This window comes from Streptomyces sp. NPDC045678 (genome assembly GCF_056432085.1).
Genome location: NZ_JBWKJS010000010.1, coordinates 112,992 through 128,316, shown reverse-complemented (window position 1 = coordinate 128,316; position 15,325 = coordinate 112,992). Strand labels below are relative to the sequence as shown.

15 protein-coding genes are annotated in these 15,325 nt (G+C 70.8%); 8 read left to right on the top strand and 7 right to left on the bottom strand.

The genetic code is table 11. The features are described 5' to 3' along the window. Positions 1-4 precede the first annotated feature (4 nt). The 3 genes from AC07DO_RS31670 to AC07DO_RS31660 all read right to left on the bottom strand — a co-directional run bounded on the left by AC07DO_RS31670 (position 5) and on the right by AC07DO_RS31660 (position 5,265). On the bottom strand, positions 5-3,739 hold the full coding sequence (locus tag AC07DO_RS31670) for an nSTAND1 domain-containing NTPase (protein WP_479064449.1): 3,735 nt from the start codon (positions 3,737-3,739) through the stop codon (positions 5-7). A gap of 162 nt (positions 3,740-3,901) precedes the next feature. After that, positions 3,902-4,768 (bottom strand): SigB/SigF/SigG family RNA polymerase sigma factor, encoded by an 867-nt coding sequence (locus tag AC07DO_RS31665; RefSeq protein ID WP_479064447.1) that lies wholly within the window; start codon positions 4,766-4,768, stop codon positions 3,902-3,904. A 50-nt stretch (positions 4,769-4,818) separates the two neighbouring features. Further along, complete coding sequence (locus tag AC07DO_RS31660) at positions 4,819-5,265, bottom strand: ATP-binding protein (RefSeq protein ID WP_479064445.1); 447 nt, start codon at positions 5,263-5,265, stop codon at positions 4,819-4,821. A gap of 228 nt (positions 5,266-5,493) precedes the next feature. On the opposite strand from AC07DO_RS31660, the gene AC07DO_RS31655 reads away from it, so the two are divergent. From AC07DO_RS31655 to AC07DO_RS31635, 5 genes are all read left to right on the top strand, one after another. Then, the gene (locus AC07DO_RS31655; RefSeq protein ID WP_479064443.1) at positions 5,494-5,859 is read left to right on the top strand and encodes an STAS domain-containing protein; all 366 of its coding nucleotides are present in this window, start codon (positions 5,494-5,496) and stop codon (positions 5,857-5,859) included. Between the two features lie 98 nt (positions 5,860-5,957). Further along, positions 5,958-6,131, top strand: a complete 174-nt coding sequence (locus tag AC07DO_RS31650) for a CsbD family protein (RefSeq protein ID WP_150175163.1) — start codon at positions 5,958-5,960, stop codon at positions 6,129-6,131. A 78-nt stretch (positions 6,132-6,209) separates the two neighbouring features. Next, entirely contained in the window at positions 6,210-7,013 is an 804-nt protein-coding gene (locus AC07DO_RS31645; RefSeq protein ID WP_479064441.1) for an alpha/beta fold hydrolase, read from the top strand. Then, a complete protein-coding gene (locus AC07DO_RS31640; RefSeq protein WP_479064439.1) occupies positions 7,013-8,338 on the top strand; it encodes a PP2C family protein-serine/threonine phosphatase in 1,326 nt (441 codons plus the stop codon). The genes AC07DO_RS31645 and AC07DO_RS31640 overlap by 1 nt, the downstream gene beginning before the upstream one ends. Further along, complete coding sequence (locus AC07DO_RS31635; protein WP_479064437.1) at positions 8,335-8,673, top strand: STAS domain-containing protein; 339 nt, start codon at positions 8,335-8,337, stop codon at positions 8,671-8,673. Before AC07DO_RS31640 ends, AC07DO_RS31635 begins: the two co-directional genes overlap by 4 nt. An 18-nt stretch (positions 8,674-8,691) precedes the next feature. Here AC07DO_RS31635 and yczR read toward each other — a convergent pair whose 3' ends face one another. Continuing rightward, positions 8,692-10,173, bottom strand: a complete 1,482-nt coding sequence (gene yczR / locus AC07DO_RS31630) for a MocR-like transcription factor YczR (protein WP_479064435.1) — start codon at positions 10,171-10,173, stop codon at positions 8,692-8,694. Positions 10,174-10,231: 58 nt separating this feature from the next. On the opposite strand from yczR, the gene yczE reads away from it, so the two are divergent. Further along, positions 10,232-10,876: a membrane protein YczE gene (yczE, locus tag AC07DO_RS31625; RefSeq protein WP_479064433.1), complete on the top strand. Its 645-nt coding sequence runs from the start codon at positions 10,232-10,234 to the stop codon at positions 10,874-10,876. Here yczE and AC07DO_RS31620 read toward each other — a convergent pair. Together AC07DO_RS31620 and AC07DO_RS31615 are read right to left on the bottom strand one after the other, a co-directional pair. Further along, positions 10,859-11,482: a chorismate mutase gene (locus AC07DO_RS31620; protein ID WP_479064431.1), complete on the bottom strand. Its 624-nt coding sequence runs from the start codon at positions 11,480-11,482 to the stop codon at positions 10,859-10,861. The two genes, yczE and AC07DO_RS31620, sit on opposite strands and share 18 nt — an antisense overlap. 72 nt (positions 11,483-11,554) lie before the next feature. Further along, positions 11,555-12,400: an alpha/beta fold hydrolase gene (locus tag AC07DO_RS31615; RefSeq protein ID WP_479064429.1), complete on the bottom strand. Its 846-nt coding sequence runs from the start codon at positions 12,398-12,400 to the stop codon at positions 11,555-11,557. A 221-nt stretch (positions 12,401-12,621) separates the two neighbouring features. Between AC07DO_RS31615 and paaK the strand changes: the two genes are divergently transcribed. After that, positions 12,622-13,905: a phenylacetate--CoA ligase PaaK gene (gene paaK, locus AC07DO_RS31610; RefSeq protein WP_479064890.1), complete on the top strand. Its 1,284-nt coding sequence runs from the start codon at positions 12,622-12,624 to the stop codon at positions 13,903-13,905. A 21-nt stretch (positions 13,906-13,926) separates the two neighbouring features. On the opposite strand, the gene AC07DO_RS31605 is transcribed toward paaK, so the two are convergent. Further along, positions 13,927-14,769 (bottom strand): ANTAR domain-containing protein, encoded by an 843-nt coding sequence (locus tag AC07DO_RS31605; RefSeq protein ID WP_479064427.1) that lies wholly within the window; start codon positions 14,767-14,769, stop codon positions 13,927-13,929. Positions 14,770-14,895: 126 nt separating this feature from the next. On the opposite strand from AC07DO_RS31605, the gene AC07DO_RS31600 reads away from it, so the two are divergent. Then, positions 14,896-15,309 carry a helix-turn-helix transcriptional regulator gene (locus AC07DO_RS31600; RefSeq protein WP_479064425.1) on the top strand — a complete coding sequence of 138 codons (414 nt, stop codon included), beginning with the start codon at positions 14,896-14,898 and terminating at the stop codon, positions 15,307-15,309. The last annotated feature ends 16 nt before the right edge of the window (positions 15,310-15,325 follow it).

The following is a 15,325-nucleotide window of genomic DNA, read 5'->3' as shown; positions in this document are numbered from 1 at the left end:
CACGTCAGCAGAGCGACCGGTAGGGAACATCCGGGACGTACGTCTTCCACGCCTCGGGTGACAACAGATCACCGTCACGTCCGCACTGGTCGTCCGCGATCTCATCGGGCGCTACGGCATAGCGCTGCACCGGGGCGTCCGCGCCGGATACGTGGAGGGTGTCGCCTCGCCGGTTGAAGGAGAGGGCACGCACCGCGCCGCCGGGTGTCCGCAGCTCCGTCCCCAACTGCGTATGGGAGGGAACGTCCCACAACCGGACCGTGCCCGACCCGTCTCCGACCGCGAGCGTGCGCTCGTCCGGCGAGAACGCCAGGGCGCGCACGGGAAGGGGCTCGTTGCGGCGCTCGGTGACCAGAGGCCCTGTCAGGACTCCTTGGCGTCTTGTGACGTCACCGCTCCAGAAGGTTACGCGGCCGGAAGCGTCGCCCACGGCCAGGTACTTTCCGCTCGGGCTGAAGGTCAGGGCCCACGGCGCCTCATCACTGAGTGTTCGGTCGGTGAACCGCCAGTTGTGCATCGTCGCGCGCATGTTCCGCGTGGTGGCGAGCACCTCGCCGTCCGGTCGCAGGGCGAGGCCGCCGCCTCCGGCGACGGTGACCGCCGAACCCCGGTACTCCAGCTTGCTCGTGCGCCGGTCCTTCTCCGTGTTCCACCGCTCGACGCGCCGGCCGTCGGACCGCAGGACCCAGAGCTGATCCGCGTCCGCGCCGAAGGCAACGGCGCTCTCGCTGTCGACGGCGGGAATTCCCCCGAAGCCCATCGAACGCTTCTCGTAGTTGTTCTCGGTGTCCCAGAGGGTGAATGAGGCGGGGTCCCGGTCGTCGCCCGCGGCTGCCGCGTATCCAAAAGTGCCGCTGTCCGCACTGAACGCCATCAGGCCGGGGGCGGGGAGAGGCGGAAGTTTCCGCTCGGGAGGAGCAGCGGGCACGAGTCCCGTGACCGATCTCAGCACGGTTCCGGTGTCCGGGTCCCGAAAGCTCAGCGTGTCCTTCCCCGACTTCCGGCGGACCGTACTGAGAAGCCGGCCGTTCGGACTGAACAGGGCCGCGCCGATCGGGCGCGCGGTCCACGCGGAATCGGTCAGATCCGACAGGTCGATCGAGTGGACCTCCCGCCACGAACCACCGCTCTGGAACCGCAGGGTCCTGCCGCCGGCAATCCACCGCGGCGCGCGAGCCCTGCGCTGTCCGGCCAGGGAGTGGCGAAGGGCGGGCACGCCGACGTGAGCGGTGCGCCATATCAGGATCTCGCCCTGCCCGGCCCCGGCGAGGAACCTGCCGTCAGGGCTGAAGGCGATCTCCCGAACATCCGGTCCGTTGATGGTCCATGCCCTCTTGCCGGACGGAAGCCGCCAGGCGTGGACCCCGTCTCCGTCCACCAGTGTCAAGGTTTTCGCGTCGGGAGAGAACTTCAGGCCGGAGCCTGCGGCTCCGCACCTTCCGTCCGCGTCGACGGTGACCGTTCTTCTGCGTCGGGCGATGTCCCAGACCTGTATCGGTCCGCCCTTTTCGCACAGGGCGACCCGCCGATCGTCCGAGCTGACGGCCTGTGTCGACCGGCCGTCGGTGCTGACCGACAGCAGCGCACGGCGGCGGGCCAGGTCCCACAGCCGGACGGTTTTTCCGGCCCCGTCACCCTGGGGTTGAGCAATGGTGAGGAGGCGGCCGCTCGGGCTGAACTCCGCCACTCCGCCGGCGGACACCGGGATGGTTTCATCATCCAGCTGCCCGGCGTTCAGGTCCCAGAGACGGATCCCGTCCACGACATCGATCGCCAGCTTGTTCCCGTCCGGGCTCAGACCGACCGGAACCGAGTCCGTCATGTTCGTCCATTTACGGTATTCGTTCACTTGCCGGTGCGAGCGCACGTCCCAACGTTGGATGTAGTCATCACTCACAGAGACGAGCCGCCGTCCGTCGCCACTGAGGAAGCGCGCGACACCGGGGTTGGAATCTCCCTCGCGGAAGACGTCGTCCTCCCGGCCCGTGGTGAGGCCGAGGAGAGCGGACCGCGTCTCGGGCAGGTCGGCGAGCCGGTAAGCGGCGACGCTCAACGCCCGGGCCTGTGCGGGGTCGGTGTACCGCAGCCCGTCCGCGACCTCGGCCACCCGGCGGGCCGCGACCTGGAGCCGCTGCCGCTCGCCGGACCGGCTCTGCTGCCACGCGATGGTGCCGGCGACCAGAGCGAGGACGACCAGCAGTGACAGTGCGCCGATCGCGGCACGCCGTACGCGACGTTCACGGGTGCGCGCCGCCGTGCCGGCGCTGAGGTAGTGACGCTCCCGCGAGGTCAGCGCGTCCTGCCCGTGGAGGGGGAAGGCCGCTTCCGCTTCGGCGAGTGCGTTCCCACGCAGCAGCACCCCGTGGTCATGGCCGCGCTCGGCCCAGTCGCGTGCGGCGTCGGTGAGCCTGCGGTGCACGAGCAGCTTCTGACGGTCCTCCTCGATCCAGGCCTGGAGTCGGGGCCAAGCGGTGATGAGCGCCTCGTGGGCCAGTTCGACCGAGTCCTCGGCGACGGTCACCAGCCGCGCCCGGGCCAGACATTCGAGGACATGGCGTACGTCTGTGTCCTCCCCGGCATCCAGCTCCGCGCGCCCGGCGGGCCGCCTGGTGTCGGGCGTGCCCTGGCCGGGCGTGATGAGCCGGAGCAGGAGGTGACGGGCCACGATCCGCTCGTCCGGTGTCAACTCCCCGTATACGGTTTCGGCGGTGCGGGCGACAGCTCCGTCGAGACCGCCCGCGGCCTCGTAACCCTCCAGAGTCAGCGTGCGGCCACGGCGTCGGCGCCAGACTTCGCGCAGCGCGTGCGACATCAGCGGCAGCCCACCGGGTTCGTCGGCGACCTCGTCCACCAGCCTTGCGGTCAGGGCGCGTTCCACGATCACCGTGCGCGCCGCCGCGGGCTTGGTGATCGCCTCCCGCAGTTCCTGCCGGTTCATGGGCACGACCGGCAGTGCGGCCTCCGTCAACACGGTGGCCAGAGCCCGGTGCTCCAGGCACCGTGCGTAGAAATCGGCTCGCAGGCCGATGACGACGCGCAGCCGAGTGCCGTGCTCGGCTCCCAGCAGAGCGTCGAGGAAGGCTGTGCGTTCCTCGGCGTCGTGGCACAGGGTGAAGACTTCCTCGAACTGGTCGACGATCACCCAGGTCTCCCCCGGCGTGCTCGCCGGAAGAAGTCTGTCCCGGTGGGAGCGCATGGGCCGGGCCCCGGGGGTGAAGATGCGGATGGCGGCCGGTCTGGTGGCCGCGTCGGCGAGGTGCTGCAGGTGTGCGATCAACCCGGCCCGCAGCAGTGAGGACTTGCCGCTGCCCGAAGGGCCGAGCACCACGCTGACCCGGTGGGCGCGCGCGGTGGCGGTCAGGTCGTCGAGCAGTTGCCGCCGTCCGAAGAAGGAGCCGCTGTCACCCGCCTCGAACCGGGCGAGCCCCGGATACGGTCCGGTCCCCTCGTCGGCGTCCGGGACTGTCTGCCGGGCCAGTTCGCGGCTCGCGTCCTCCCATCGCTTCTCCCAGTGGTCGAGGTCGCCGGCACAGGCCCGCACGTACGCGAGCGTGACCTCGAGTGACGGCAGCCTCTCGCCCGCCGCCGCCTTGGAGAGGGCGGTCACCGAGTACCCGGCCCGCTGGGCCATCGCCCGGTACGACAGGCCGTCGGCCTCCTGTCGCACCTTCCGTAAGTCATAGGCGAACCGGGCCACCGGACCCGCCGCGGGATCCACCGGCTTCTCCTGACGCCCCATCTGCGTTCTCCCCCGTTCACGCGTCACGCGATCACAGCGTACGAACGCGTTCCGGGCCGTCACAAGGACGCTCTCGGCCCGCGGCCGAACACGTCGAAGGCCCGCACGCGTCCGGTTCGGTCGCGTGCGGGCCTTCGACGTGGCGGAGGGGCGAGCCGCAGGTCAGTCGGTGGTCAGGAGACCGGCGCGGAGCTTGCTCACGACGCGGGAGAGCAGCCGGGACACGTGCATCTGCGAGCAGCCCAGGGTGTCGGCGATCTGCTGCTGGGTCTGCTCCTCCACGAAGCGGAGGTGGATGAGGGTCCGGTCCCTTTCGTCGAGGTCCGCGATGAGCGGGGCCAAGGAGTGGAAGTTCTCGACGAGTTCGAAGGACTCCTCGTCGATGCCGATGAAGTCGGCCAGCATCGTGTCGGACTCGTCGTCCTGGCCGTTGACCGCGGCGTTCAGGGAGACCGCGCTGTAGCCGTTGGACGCCTTCTGGGCCTCGGCGACCTCCGCGGGCTCCAGCTGCATCAGCTCCGCGAGCTCGGCGGTGGACGGCATGCGCCCGAGCCGGGTGCGCAGCTCCTCCGTGGCCTTGGACAGCTCGATGCGTGCTTCCTGGAGCCGGCGCGGCACGTGCACGGCCCACGAGGTGTCGCGGAAGAACCGCTTGATCTCGCCTGTGATGTACGGAACGGCGAAGGAAGTGAACTCGACCTCACGGGTGAGCTCGAACCTGTCGATCGCCTTGATCAGACCGATGGTGCCGACCTGAATGATGTCTTCCATCTCCTGCTGGCCGCGGTGCTTGAAGCGCGATGCCGCGTACTGCACCAGCGAGAGGTTCATCTCGATCAGCGCATTGCGCACGTACTGGTACTCGTGCGTGCCCTCCTCGAGCTGCGTGAGGCGGTCGAAGAACCGCTTGCCGACCTCACGCGCGTCCCTGGGCGCGATGGAGGAGGGGTCCGTGTACGCGCGCTCGACGAGGTCCTCCCCGGCACGGGTGGCCGTGTCCTGCGTCTGCCCCTGCGTCACGGTAATCATGGCGTTCCGCTCCTTGTTCAGCTCGGCTGTTTACCCCCGCAGCGCCACGGTTACCCCGTCGATCGCGTCTCACGCGTACAGTTTTTCGAAAAATTCGGGCCGGGCTCCAAAGACAGGTCCAGAGCGGCCACGATGGTCTTGCCTCCGTCCCTCGCTTCGACGGTGACGCTCGAGCTCAGGCGCTGGACCATCAGCCAGCCGAAGCCGCCCGGCCGAGCCGGGTCCGGGGGCACGTAGACCGGCACCGCCTCACTGCGGTCGCTCACGCAGATCAACAGGGCACCGCCTTGGACGCTGACAGCGAGTCCGCTCAGGCCTCCGCCGTGCCGCATCGCGTTCGCCGCCAACTCGCTGACCACCAGCAGCGCGTCCTCGTGCACGCGACGCGCCTGCGCACGTGGCAGCCCTCGGCTCACCGACAGCAGTGCCGCGTCCACCTCGGCGCGGGCCTGAGCGCAGGTCGTCCGCACTGTGTCGGGCATCTCGGGAGCGCTCATGAAGCCTTGATCCTTTCCCTGCACACGTGCAAACGCGACCGCATTGCACCGTTCCTTGTGTTCGCATGCCCGACCCCGCTGCCCGCACACCCCCCGCACCCCACAAGGAGGAAACACGTTCACAACAGTGAAACGGCGCCCTGCCGGTCCTCTCCCCCGCGGCCTGTCGTACCCGGTGAAAGGGCCGCTCCATTCTCACCCGGCCACGGCATATGACAAGGTCGGGGCATGTCCCTCAACAGCATCGAACTCGCCAGACAGGACCGGGTGGCGGTCGTCACGTTGCGCCACGACATCGACCTCGACAACGGGAGCGAGGTCACCGCCGCCTTCCAGCGCGCCCGGACCGAGAGCGGCACCGAGGCCACCCTGCTCGACCTCGCCGAGCTGACCTTCGCCGACAGCGCCCTGCTCAACCTGATCCTGCTGGCGCGCGCCGAGCACGAACAGGCGCAGCGCCCCTTCGTTCTCTGCGGGCCCTTGCACAGTGCCATCCAGCGGCTGTTCGAGATCACGGGTGTCATCGACATCCTGATCGTGGCCGACACGCACGAGGACGGTCTGCGGCAGCTGACCAAGCTCCTCAACGGCTGACGACTGAAGGAATGTGTGTCGTCGATGTTTGACGCGGCGCCGAGCGGCCATGCGGATCTTCAGTACATGATGTCGATGGCAAGGAGCGTGAGCGCACCATGACCGCCAACGAGAAGGCCAAGGCGAAGACCGAGCAGGCCAAGGGTGCCGCGAAGGAAGCGGCCGGTCGCGCTGTCGGGAACGAGCGCCTCACCGCGGAGGGCCGCGCCGACCAGATGAAGGGTGACGCGCGCCAGGCCAAGGAGAAGACCAAGGACATCGGCAAGCACTGACCGCAGCACCGTTCGACGCCGTCGGGGCGGCCCCATCGAAGGGGCCGCCCCTTCCGGGTGTCTGAGATCATGGAAGTCATGGACATCATCCGCAGGAACAACGTCACCGTCACGGGCAACCCGCAAGGGCCGACGGTGATCCTGGCCCACGGTTTCGGCTGTGACCAGAACATGTGGCGCCTGACCGTGCCCGCCCTGGAGCCGCACTACCGCGTGGTCCTGTTCGACTATGTGGGCGCGGGCCGGTCGGACCTCTCCGCGTTCTCCGCGGAGCGGTACGGATCGCTGGACGGTTACGCCCAGGACGTGGTGGAGGTGTGCGAGCGGCTCGACCTGCGCGACGCCGTGTTCGTCGGCCACTCGGTGAGCTCCATGATCGGTGTCCTGGCAGCCCGGCAGGCCCCCGAGCGCATCAAGGCCCTCGTCATGGTCGCCCCGTCGCCCCGGTACATCGACGACGAGGGCTACCGCGGCGGCTTCAGCGAAGAGGACATCGACGAGCTCCTGGAGTCCCTCGAGGCGAACTACCTGGGCTGGTCCGCGGCGATGGCTCCGCTCATCATGGGCAACCCGGAGCGACCCGAGCTCGGCGAGGAGCTCAAGAACAGCTTCTGCGCCACCGACCCCGAGATGGCGCTGGTCTTCGCCCGGACCACGTTCCTCTCGGACGCCCGGGAGGAGCTGACGAGCGTACGCATCCCGACGCTGGTCCTCGAGTGCTCGCAGGACGCGATCGCGCCCCGCGAGGTCGGTGCCTACGTACACCGAAGGGTGCCCTCGTCGCAGCTGGTCACCCTCGACGCGACCGGGCACTGCCCGCACCTGTCCGCGCCCGAGGCGACCAACGCGGCGATCATCGCGTTCCTGGCAGGCCTCGGGTGATGTGCCGCACCGGAACCGGTCCCGAGGAGGCCGACGGCGAAACCTCCTCGGACTCGGTGTTCGCCGCCCTTCTGGAGGACAGCGCCGAGGAACTGTACGAGAACGCGCCGTGCGGTTACCTGTCCACGCTGATGGACGGCACCGTGGTGAAGATCAACAGCACGTTGCTGGACTGGCTGGGGCTCGACCGGGATGCGGTGGTGGGCCGGCTGCGGTTCACGGACCTGCTGCCCGTGGGCGGCAGGCTGTACCACGAGACGCACTTCGCGCCGCTGCTGCGCATGCAGGGCGAAATCAGCGGGGTGGCTCTCGAGGTCAAGCAGGCGGACGGCGGCCGCAGGCCGGTGCTCGTCTCCGCCGTCGTCAAGTACGGCAGCACCGGCACACCGCTGCTGACCCGCATCACCGTCTTCGACGCCACCGACCGCCGTGCCTACGAGACGGAGCTGCTGCGCAGCCGCAAGGCCGCCGAGGAGTCCGCACGGCAGGCCCGCGCCGACCGGGCCCGGCTGCAGCAGGCGCTCGCCGTCCTCCAGCAGTCGCTGCTGCCCGCGTCCTTGCCTCCCATTCCCGGCGTCGAGACGGCCACGTACTACCACACCGCCTCCCCGGACCAGCTCGGCGGCGACTTCTACGACGTCTTCCCCCTGGACGGCAAACGCTTCGGCTTCTTCCTCGGCGACGTGTGCGGCAAGGGTCCGCAGGCGGCCGCGGTCACCTCGCTGACCCGTTACACGCTGCGCGCCGCGGCCCTGCACGACCCCGATCCCGCGGCCGCGCTGACCACGCTCAATCAGGTCCTGCACGACCGGTACTCGGGCGACGACCCGCGCTTCTGCACCGTCATCTTCGGCGTCCTGGACCCTGATCCGGTCTCCGGGTACGTGTCCGTGGAGCTGGCGTCCGGGGGCCACCCGCCGGCCCTGGTCCTGCGGAGCGGCGGTACGGCGGACTACCTCCCCACACCGGGCGGCCTCCTCGTCGGCGCGCTGCCCAGCCCGCACTTCACGGCCGCGAGGACCACCCTGGCACCCGGTGACACGCTGCTGCTCTACACCGACGGCGTCACCGAGGCCCGCACGGGCGCCGACCGCTCGGACCTCTTCGGGGACGAGGCGCTGCGCGCCTTCACCGCCGAGCACGCCGGCGCTTCCGCCGGTGGTATCGTCGCCGCGCTCACCGAGCTGCTGACGGGCCTCGGCGCGGGCCTGGACGACGACACCGCCCTGCTCGCCCTCGGAGCATCCGCCCCGAGGGCCACGACGGAAAACCCGACGCCGGACCATTCGATGACGGACGACCCGACGACGAAGACCACGCCATGAGCCCACTGAAGATCATCACCGGCGACTCCGCGACGGGTCCTGTCCTGGAGATCATCGGCGACCTCGACCACCACACCGCCCCCGAACTGCGGGACGTGCTCCCCACGGTCGACCTGCGGCCCGGCGGCCGCCTCGTCCTCGACCTCACGGCGATGCACTTCTGCGACTCGAGCGGCATCACCGCCCTGCTGGCCGCCCGCAACCACGCACAGGCGGCCGGCGCGGACATCGCCCTCGCCGCCGTCCCGGCCAACACCCGGCGGATCCTGCGCATCGTCGGGCTCGACCAGGTATTCGCGCTGCACGAGGACGTCGCGACCGCCACGCGCCCCTGACGCTCCGCCCGGTCCGCCTCACGCCACCCAGCGCGGCCGTCCCGCACCGGACGCCGCCCCGAGACCGTCCGCCGAGGTGACCGCCAGGCGGCGCACCGCCTCGCGCAACGTGTCGGGCGTGGCGGTGTACGGGATGCGGAGCCGCTGTTCGAAGATGCCGGGGTCGGTGGCGAAGCAGGAGCCGCTCTCGATGCGTACGCCCTTGCCGCGGGCCCGCTCGGCCAGCGCCGACGCGACGGGTTCGCCCAGGTCCACCCAGAGCGAGAGGCCGCCGGGCGGGAGGCTCCAGTTCCACGCCGGAAGGTGCTCGTCCAGAGCGGCGGCGAGCGCGGCCCGCTGCTCGCGCAGCCGTTCCAGGCGGTCCTGCAGCAGCTCGTCGGTCCTGCGGAGCAGGTCGAGGGCCACCAGCTGGTCGAGGACCGAGCCGCCCATGTCGGTGGCGACGCGCTGTCCCGCGAGTTCGGTGACGAGCCGCGCGGGGGCGCGCAGCCAGCCGATGCGCAGCCCTGCCCAGTGCGTCTTGCTCATGGAGCCGACGGTGATGAGTTTCGCCGCGCCGCCGGGCGCCGCGTGGGAGGCGAGTGGCGGCGGTGCGGGCACGTCCAGGGCGAGTTCGGCGAGGGTCTCGTCGACGACGAGCCAGCTGCCGGACCGCTGTGCGGCACGCAGTACCCGGATCCGCTCGTCCTCGGGCATGAGGCAGCCGGTGGGATTGTGGAAGTCCGGGATCAGGTAGGCGAGGTGCGGAACGGTTTCGCGGAACGCCGCCGCGACGACGCCGACGTCCCAGCCCGCCTCCGTCACGGGCACGGACAGCGGGCGCAGGCGGGCGCGCCGCATGGCCTCCAGCGCGTTCGGATAGGACGGGTTCTCGGTCAGGACGCGGTCGCCCGGCCCGCACAGGAGCCCCAGCACGAGGGTCAGCGCGTGCTGGGCGCCGGAGGTCACCAGGATCTGCTCCGGCACGGTGGCGAGGCCTCGCACGGTGAAGCGCCCGGCGATGGCGGCACGGAGCTCCGGCAGGCCGTACGGGTGGTAGCCGGGGGTGTGCGCGTGCTCCGCGAGGCGCGGAGCGATCCGGACGAGGGTGTCGGTGAGTTCCTGCCCGGGCAGGCCCGGCGCGGCTCTGGCCAGGTCGATCACGGAATCCTCTGCCGCGGCGCCTTCGGCCGTCGTGTTCTCGGTCGCGAGGAGGCGCCGCACGCCGTTGGGCGTGCTGCCTTCGGGCAGCGCCGTCCAGGTGCCCGCGCCCTGGCGGCTGTACGCGTAGCCGTTCTCGCGCAGCAGGTCGTACACGGCGGTGACGGTCGTCCGGCTGGTGCCGAGGACGACGGCCAGGTCGCGTTCGGCGGGGAGCCTGACGTGCAGGGCGATGCGTCCGTCCAGGATCAGTGCGCTGACGGCGTGGGCGAGGTGGCGGTAGGCGGGACGCGTGCCGGACGGATCGGGCAGCATCGCGGCGAGCCGGCGGCCGCCCAGCGTTCGATCGGCGTCAACCACACCATTCTCCTGGGATTGGCCGTGTTTTCCGGGCCAATCACTCTACAGAGTTACCGCAATGGCCATCTCATACGTTTCCCTCCGCGAACGCCCCTCCCGACGGCTGCCCCAGCTGCTCCTCGGTCTCGCCCTCTACGGGTTCAGCCTGTCGCTCCTCGTGCGGGCCGCGTTGGGCGTGAATCCGTGGAGCGTCCTGTACGAGGGTCTGGAGCGCCGCACGCCCCTCAGCTTCGGCACGATCAGCGCCGTGCTCGGGGTGCTCGTCCTACTCCTGTGGATACCGCTGAAGCAGCGGCCGACGTTCGGGACCGTCGCCAACATCGTGGTCCTTGCCGTCTCTTCGGACCTCGGTCTGCTCGTCGTTCCCGAGGCCCTCGGCCTGCCCGCCCGGCTGGGTCTGCTGGTCGCCGGGGTGGTCCTCAACGGCCTTGCCGTGGCCGTGTACGTGGGAGCGCGCTTCGGCCCCGGGCCGCGCGACGGCCTGATGACGGGCGCGGCCGCGCTGACAGGTCTTTCGCTGCGACGCGTCCGCACCCTCATCGAGCTCGCCGTGCTCGCCGTGGGGTGGCTGCTCGGCGGGACCGTGGGCGTGGGCACGGTGCTCTACGCCGTTGCGGTCGGCTCCGTCACCCAGTTCTTCCTGCCGCGGTTCGCCTGCCGCGGCCCGCGCGACGAGCCGCGGGTGTCAGCCCGCGCAGACTGACGGCAACGCCCGTCCCAGGGCGGCGGAGTGCAGGGCGTCGAGCCGCTGTTCGTGCCGTACGTGCGCGGCCGCGGCGGTCAGCACTCCCCCGCAGTACGGCGCCGAGCGCGCGACCGAGGTGGCGGCGACGGACCGCACCAGCTCTCCGTTGACGCGGTTGATCTGCTCGCGGACCTCGGTGAGGTCGGGCCGTTCCGTCGGCGCCCGCGACGGATCGGCGTCCCAGCGCCGGAACAGCCCGCGCTGGACGGCCTTGTTGGCCTCGATCTGGTCCCGGAAGATCCGGATGGTCGCCTCCGGATCGGCGCCGGCCTCCTCCGCCTGCGCGGCCACCGCGTCCAGGACCTGTTGTTCGCGGGCCGGGTCGTCGATGGGGCTGTCCGTGCCGTACTTGGCGGCGGCGACGAGGTCGGCGGTGGCGAGGCGCTGCGCGGACAGGTCGGCGAGGGGGTGCAGTTGGGCGTACGGGCCGACGGAAGCACCGGGCGCCGACGCCGCGACGGCAGGCTGCGCGGGCACCGCGACGGCGGTGCCGCCGCCCGCGAGCACAGCGGCGGTCAGCGCACCGGTGGCCAGCGCGCGGCGGACGGATGTGGCGTGGCGCACGACGTCTCCCCTGAGGATCGTTGACGGACGGACATCGGGTGAGGTCCGTCCTCATGGTCCGGCCGGCTCGCGTCAGTCCTGCGCGAGGAATCCCGCGACGCGCCGTACGAACCACTCCGGGTCGTCCAGCCACGGGAAGTGTCCGGCGCGGGGCTGCACTTGGCGTACGCCGTGCGGGAAGAAGCCGGCGAGTTCCTGCGCGTGTGCGGGGTTCGGGCCTCCGTCCCACTCCCCCGCGAGCACGAGGACCGGTGCGGCCAGTTCGGTCAGGGCGGTGCGGGTGGCGGCCGGGTCGAAGGCTCCGTCGCCGTAGAAGGCGGCCGCCGCCTCCGCGTTCTTCTCCGACGCGCTCGCCGCGCGGTGCGCCTGCGCCGCCGCGTCCCAGCGGCCGTAGGCGAGGGGTGCGAGGTCGTCCGCGACTTCGGCGAAGCCGCGTCCGGCGGCGAGCGCGTCCAGCGCGGCCTCGGCGGCCGGGTACCAGGGTTCGCCCGCGCGCAGCGCCGCCGCCTCGCGGTGGTCCCGGTCGGTGACGGTGAGGCCCAGGGAGTGCGTGGCCGGGGCGACCAGGACGAGGGTGCGGACCCGCTTCGGACGGCGGGCCGCGTACTGGGTGGCGATGTTGCCGGACGCGGAGTGCCCGAGCAGGTCGATCCGGTCGAGCCCCAGGTGCTCGCGGAGCGCCTCGACGTCGTCGACGAGCCGGTCGCAGCGGTACGTCGCCGGATCGTCCGGCACCGCGGAGTCGCCCGTGCCGCGCAGGTCGAGCAGGATCAGGCGGCGGTGGGCGGTGAGTCCGCCGAGGTCGCCGAGGTAGGCGGAGGCACGCATGGGGCCGCCCGGCACGCACAGCAGGGGTTCGCCCTCCCCCTTCTCGTGGTAGGCGAGCTCCGTCCCGTCGTACGCGCTGAATGTCGGCATGGGGGTGATCATCACATCCCGTGTGCCGCACGGGCAACGCGGTCGCGCCGCGGCCCATGACGGTGGCCCATGCCGCCGCCCGCACCCTCGCGCCGCAGCTCAAGCCGCTGTGCGAGATCCCTTGACGCCCACCGCCCGGCCTGGATTACTGAGCTCCACAGAAGATCGACGACCGAATGATCGGTCGCCCGTTCAGGACGGGAGCATTCCCTATGACGCGTATGCCGCTACTGCTGGACGCGGCCGAACGGCTCGGCACGCGCGAGCTCGCAGCCCTGCAGCTGGAGCGCCTCCAGGACACCTTGTTGCATGCGTACGAGAACGTCCCGTTCTACCGGGCGGCGTTCGACAAGGCGGGTCTGCGCCCGGACGACTGCCGCTCGCTCGCCGACCTCTCGCGGTTCCCGTTCACCACCAAGGACGACCTGCGGGCCAACTACCCGTTCGGGATGTTCGCGGTGGAGCAGTCCGAGGTGCGCCGCCTGCACGCGTCGAGCGGCACGACGGGCCTGCCGACGGTGGTCGGGTACACGGAGCAGGATCTGTCCATGTGGGCGGACGTGGTGGCGCGTTCGATACGTGCCGCGGGCGGCCGTCCCGGGGACAAGGTCCATGTGGCGTACGGGTACGGCCTGTTCACGGGCGGCCTGGGCGCGCACTACGGAGCGGAGCGGCTGGGGTGCACGGTGATCCCCGCGTCGGGCGGTATGACGGCGCGGCAGGTCCGGCTGATCCAGGACTTCCGCCCAGAGATCATCATGGTGACGCCCTCGTACATGCTCACGCTCCTCGACGAGTTCGAGCGGCAGGGCGTCGACCCCCGTACGACCTCGCTCCGGGTCGGCGTCTTCGGTGCGGAGCCGTGGACGGAGGAGATGCGGCGCGAGATCGAGGAGCGCTTCGCCATCGACGCCGTGGACATATACGGGCTCTCGGAGGTGATCGGGCCCGGCGTCGCGCAGGAGTGCGTGGAGACCAAGGACGGGCTGCACATCTGGGAGGACCACTTCTACCCGGAGGTCGTCGATCCGATCACGGGCGAGGTGCTGCCGGACGGTGAGCGCGGCGAGCTGGTGTTCACGTCGCTCACGAAGGAGGCCATGCCCGTCATCCGGTACCGGACACGGGACCTGACGCGGCTGCTGCCCGGTACGGCGCGGATCTTCCGGCGCATGGAGAAGGTGACGGGCCGCAGCGACGACATGGTGATCCTGCGGGGCGTCAACCTCTTCCCCACTCAGATCGAGGAGATCGTGCTGCGCACGGCGGGCATCGCCCCGCACTTCCAGCTACGGCTGACGCGTGAGGGGCGCATGGACGCCCTGACGGTACGGGCCGAGGCGCGCGCGGACACGCCGACGGAGCGGCGCGAGGCCGCGGCCCGCGAGATCGCGGCGGCGGTGAAGGACGGGGTCGGCGTCTCGGTCGGTGTGGAGATCGTCGACCCGGAGACGCTGGAACGGTCGGTGGGCAAGTTCAAGCGGATCGTGGACCTGCGGGGCTGACGCTTCCCGCGGAGCGGTCAGTCATGGCACGCCGTCCGCGGGAGGGCTGGGGTCTACCGCCGAGACGGCCAGGTCGGGCAGCGACTCGGTCCGCGACGCCGCGCGTGCCCGGCGAGTGGCATGCGCGGCGCTCGCCTTGGTGATCGCGGCGTCGAGGTGCCTGCGCACGGCCTCGGGCAGGGCGGCCCCCTGGACGGTGCCGACCACGTCCCCGGCCAGCACGTGCAGCTTGGTGTTGGTGTTCTGCGAGGCCGTGACCAGTGCGTCCCAGGCCGCCTCGGGGCTCAGGTTGAACGTGGACATCAGGATGCCCCTGGCCAGGTCGATGGTGGGCCGGGTCTGCATGGCCCGGCGCAGCTGGGCCACGACGACCTGCAGGTCCTGCGTGGCCCCCTCGGGCTGGTTCGCCTCGTGCACGACCGGGCATGACGCCCCGTCGGCCTCCGGCACCCGGGCCGGCTCCGGTTCCGGCTCCGGCTCCGGGAGCGCGAACAGGCCGCGGGTCCCGGTCAGTTCGAGGAGGCGTTCCACGGCGGGGCTGCTGTGGCGGATGACCACGGTCTTCCCCTGCTGCACCGCGTGCTGACGCAGGCTGAGCAGGACGTTCAGCCCGGAGCAGTCACAGAAATCCACCTCGCGCAGGTCCAGGTCGAGGCCGGCCGCCGAGTTGGTGAGCGCGCGGTACAGATCTGTCCGGAGCCGTTGACCGGTGTCGAGGTCGAGCTCCCCCCGCACCATGAGACTCCTCCTGCCACCCACGGCACTGCCGCCCCGTGGCAACGAGGCCGTCGGGGTGCGGCTGCCCTGGCTGTGCTCGCCGCCCTCGTTCTCGAAGGGCCGCCGAGTGAATGCGGGATCCGGCATGGCCTCTCCTCATCTCGCGCCTACCGCTGCCTCCAGGCTGCCCGCCTCAGGACACGCACGTCAACTAATACATGAAATCGAGTACGTGTTTTTGAAAGCGTGAATGAGAGGTACTAGAGTTGGCGCATGGATGGAGTGCCCGAGCCACACACCGGATGGACGTTTCTCACCAACCACGCGCGCGTGCTGGCGGCCATCGCCGACAACCACAACGCCCGCATCCGCGACATCGCCGCTCACTGCCGGCTCACCGACCGGGCCGTCCAGAAGATCATCGCGGACCTGGAACAGGACGGATATCTGTCCCACACCCGTGAGGGGCGAACCAACACGTACCAGATCGACCCCGCCAAGGTGCTGCGTCACCCGGCGGAGTCGGGACTCGCCGTCGCCTCCCTGCTCTCGCTGCTCGTCCACGACGAAGCGGACCGGACGGGCCCCGCGCAGTCCGCTCCGACCACGCCATCCACCCCGTCCGCACCAGTCACCCCGTCGACTCCGTCCGCGCAGGACGACGGTCGGCGCCACGCGAGCGCGTGAGCTGACGAGGTCACCG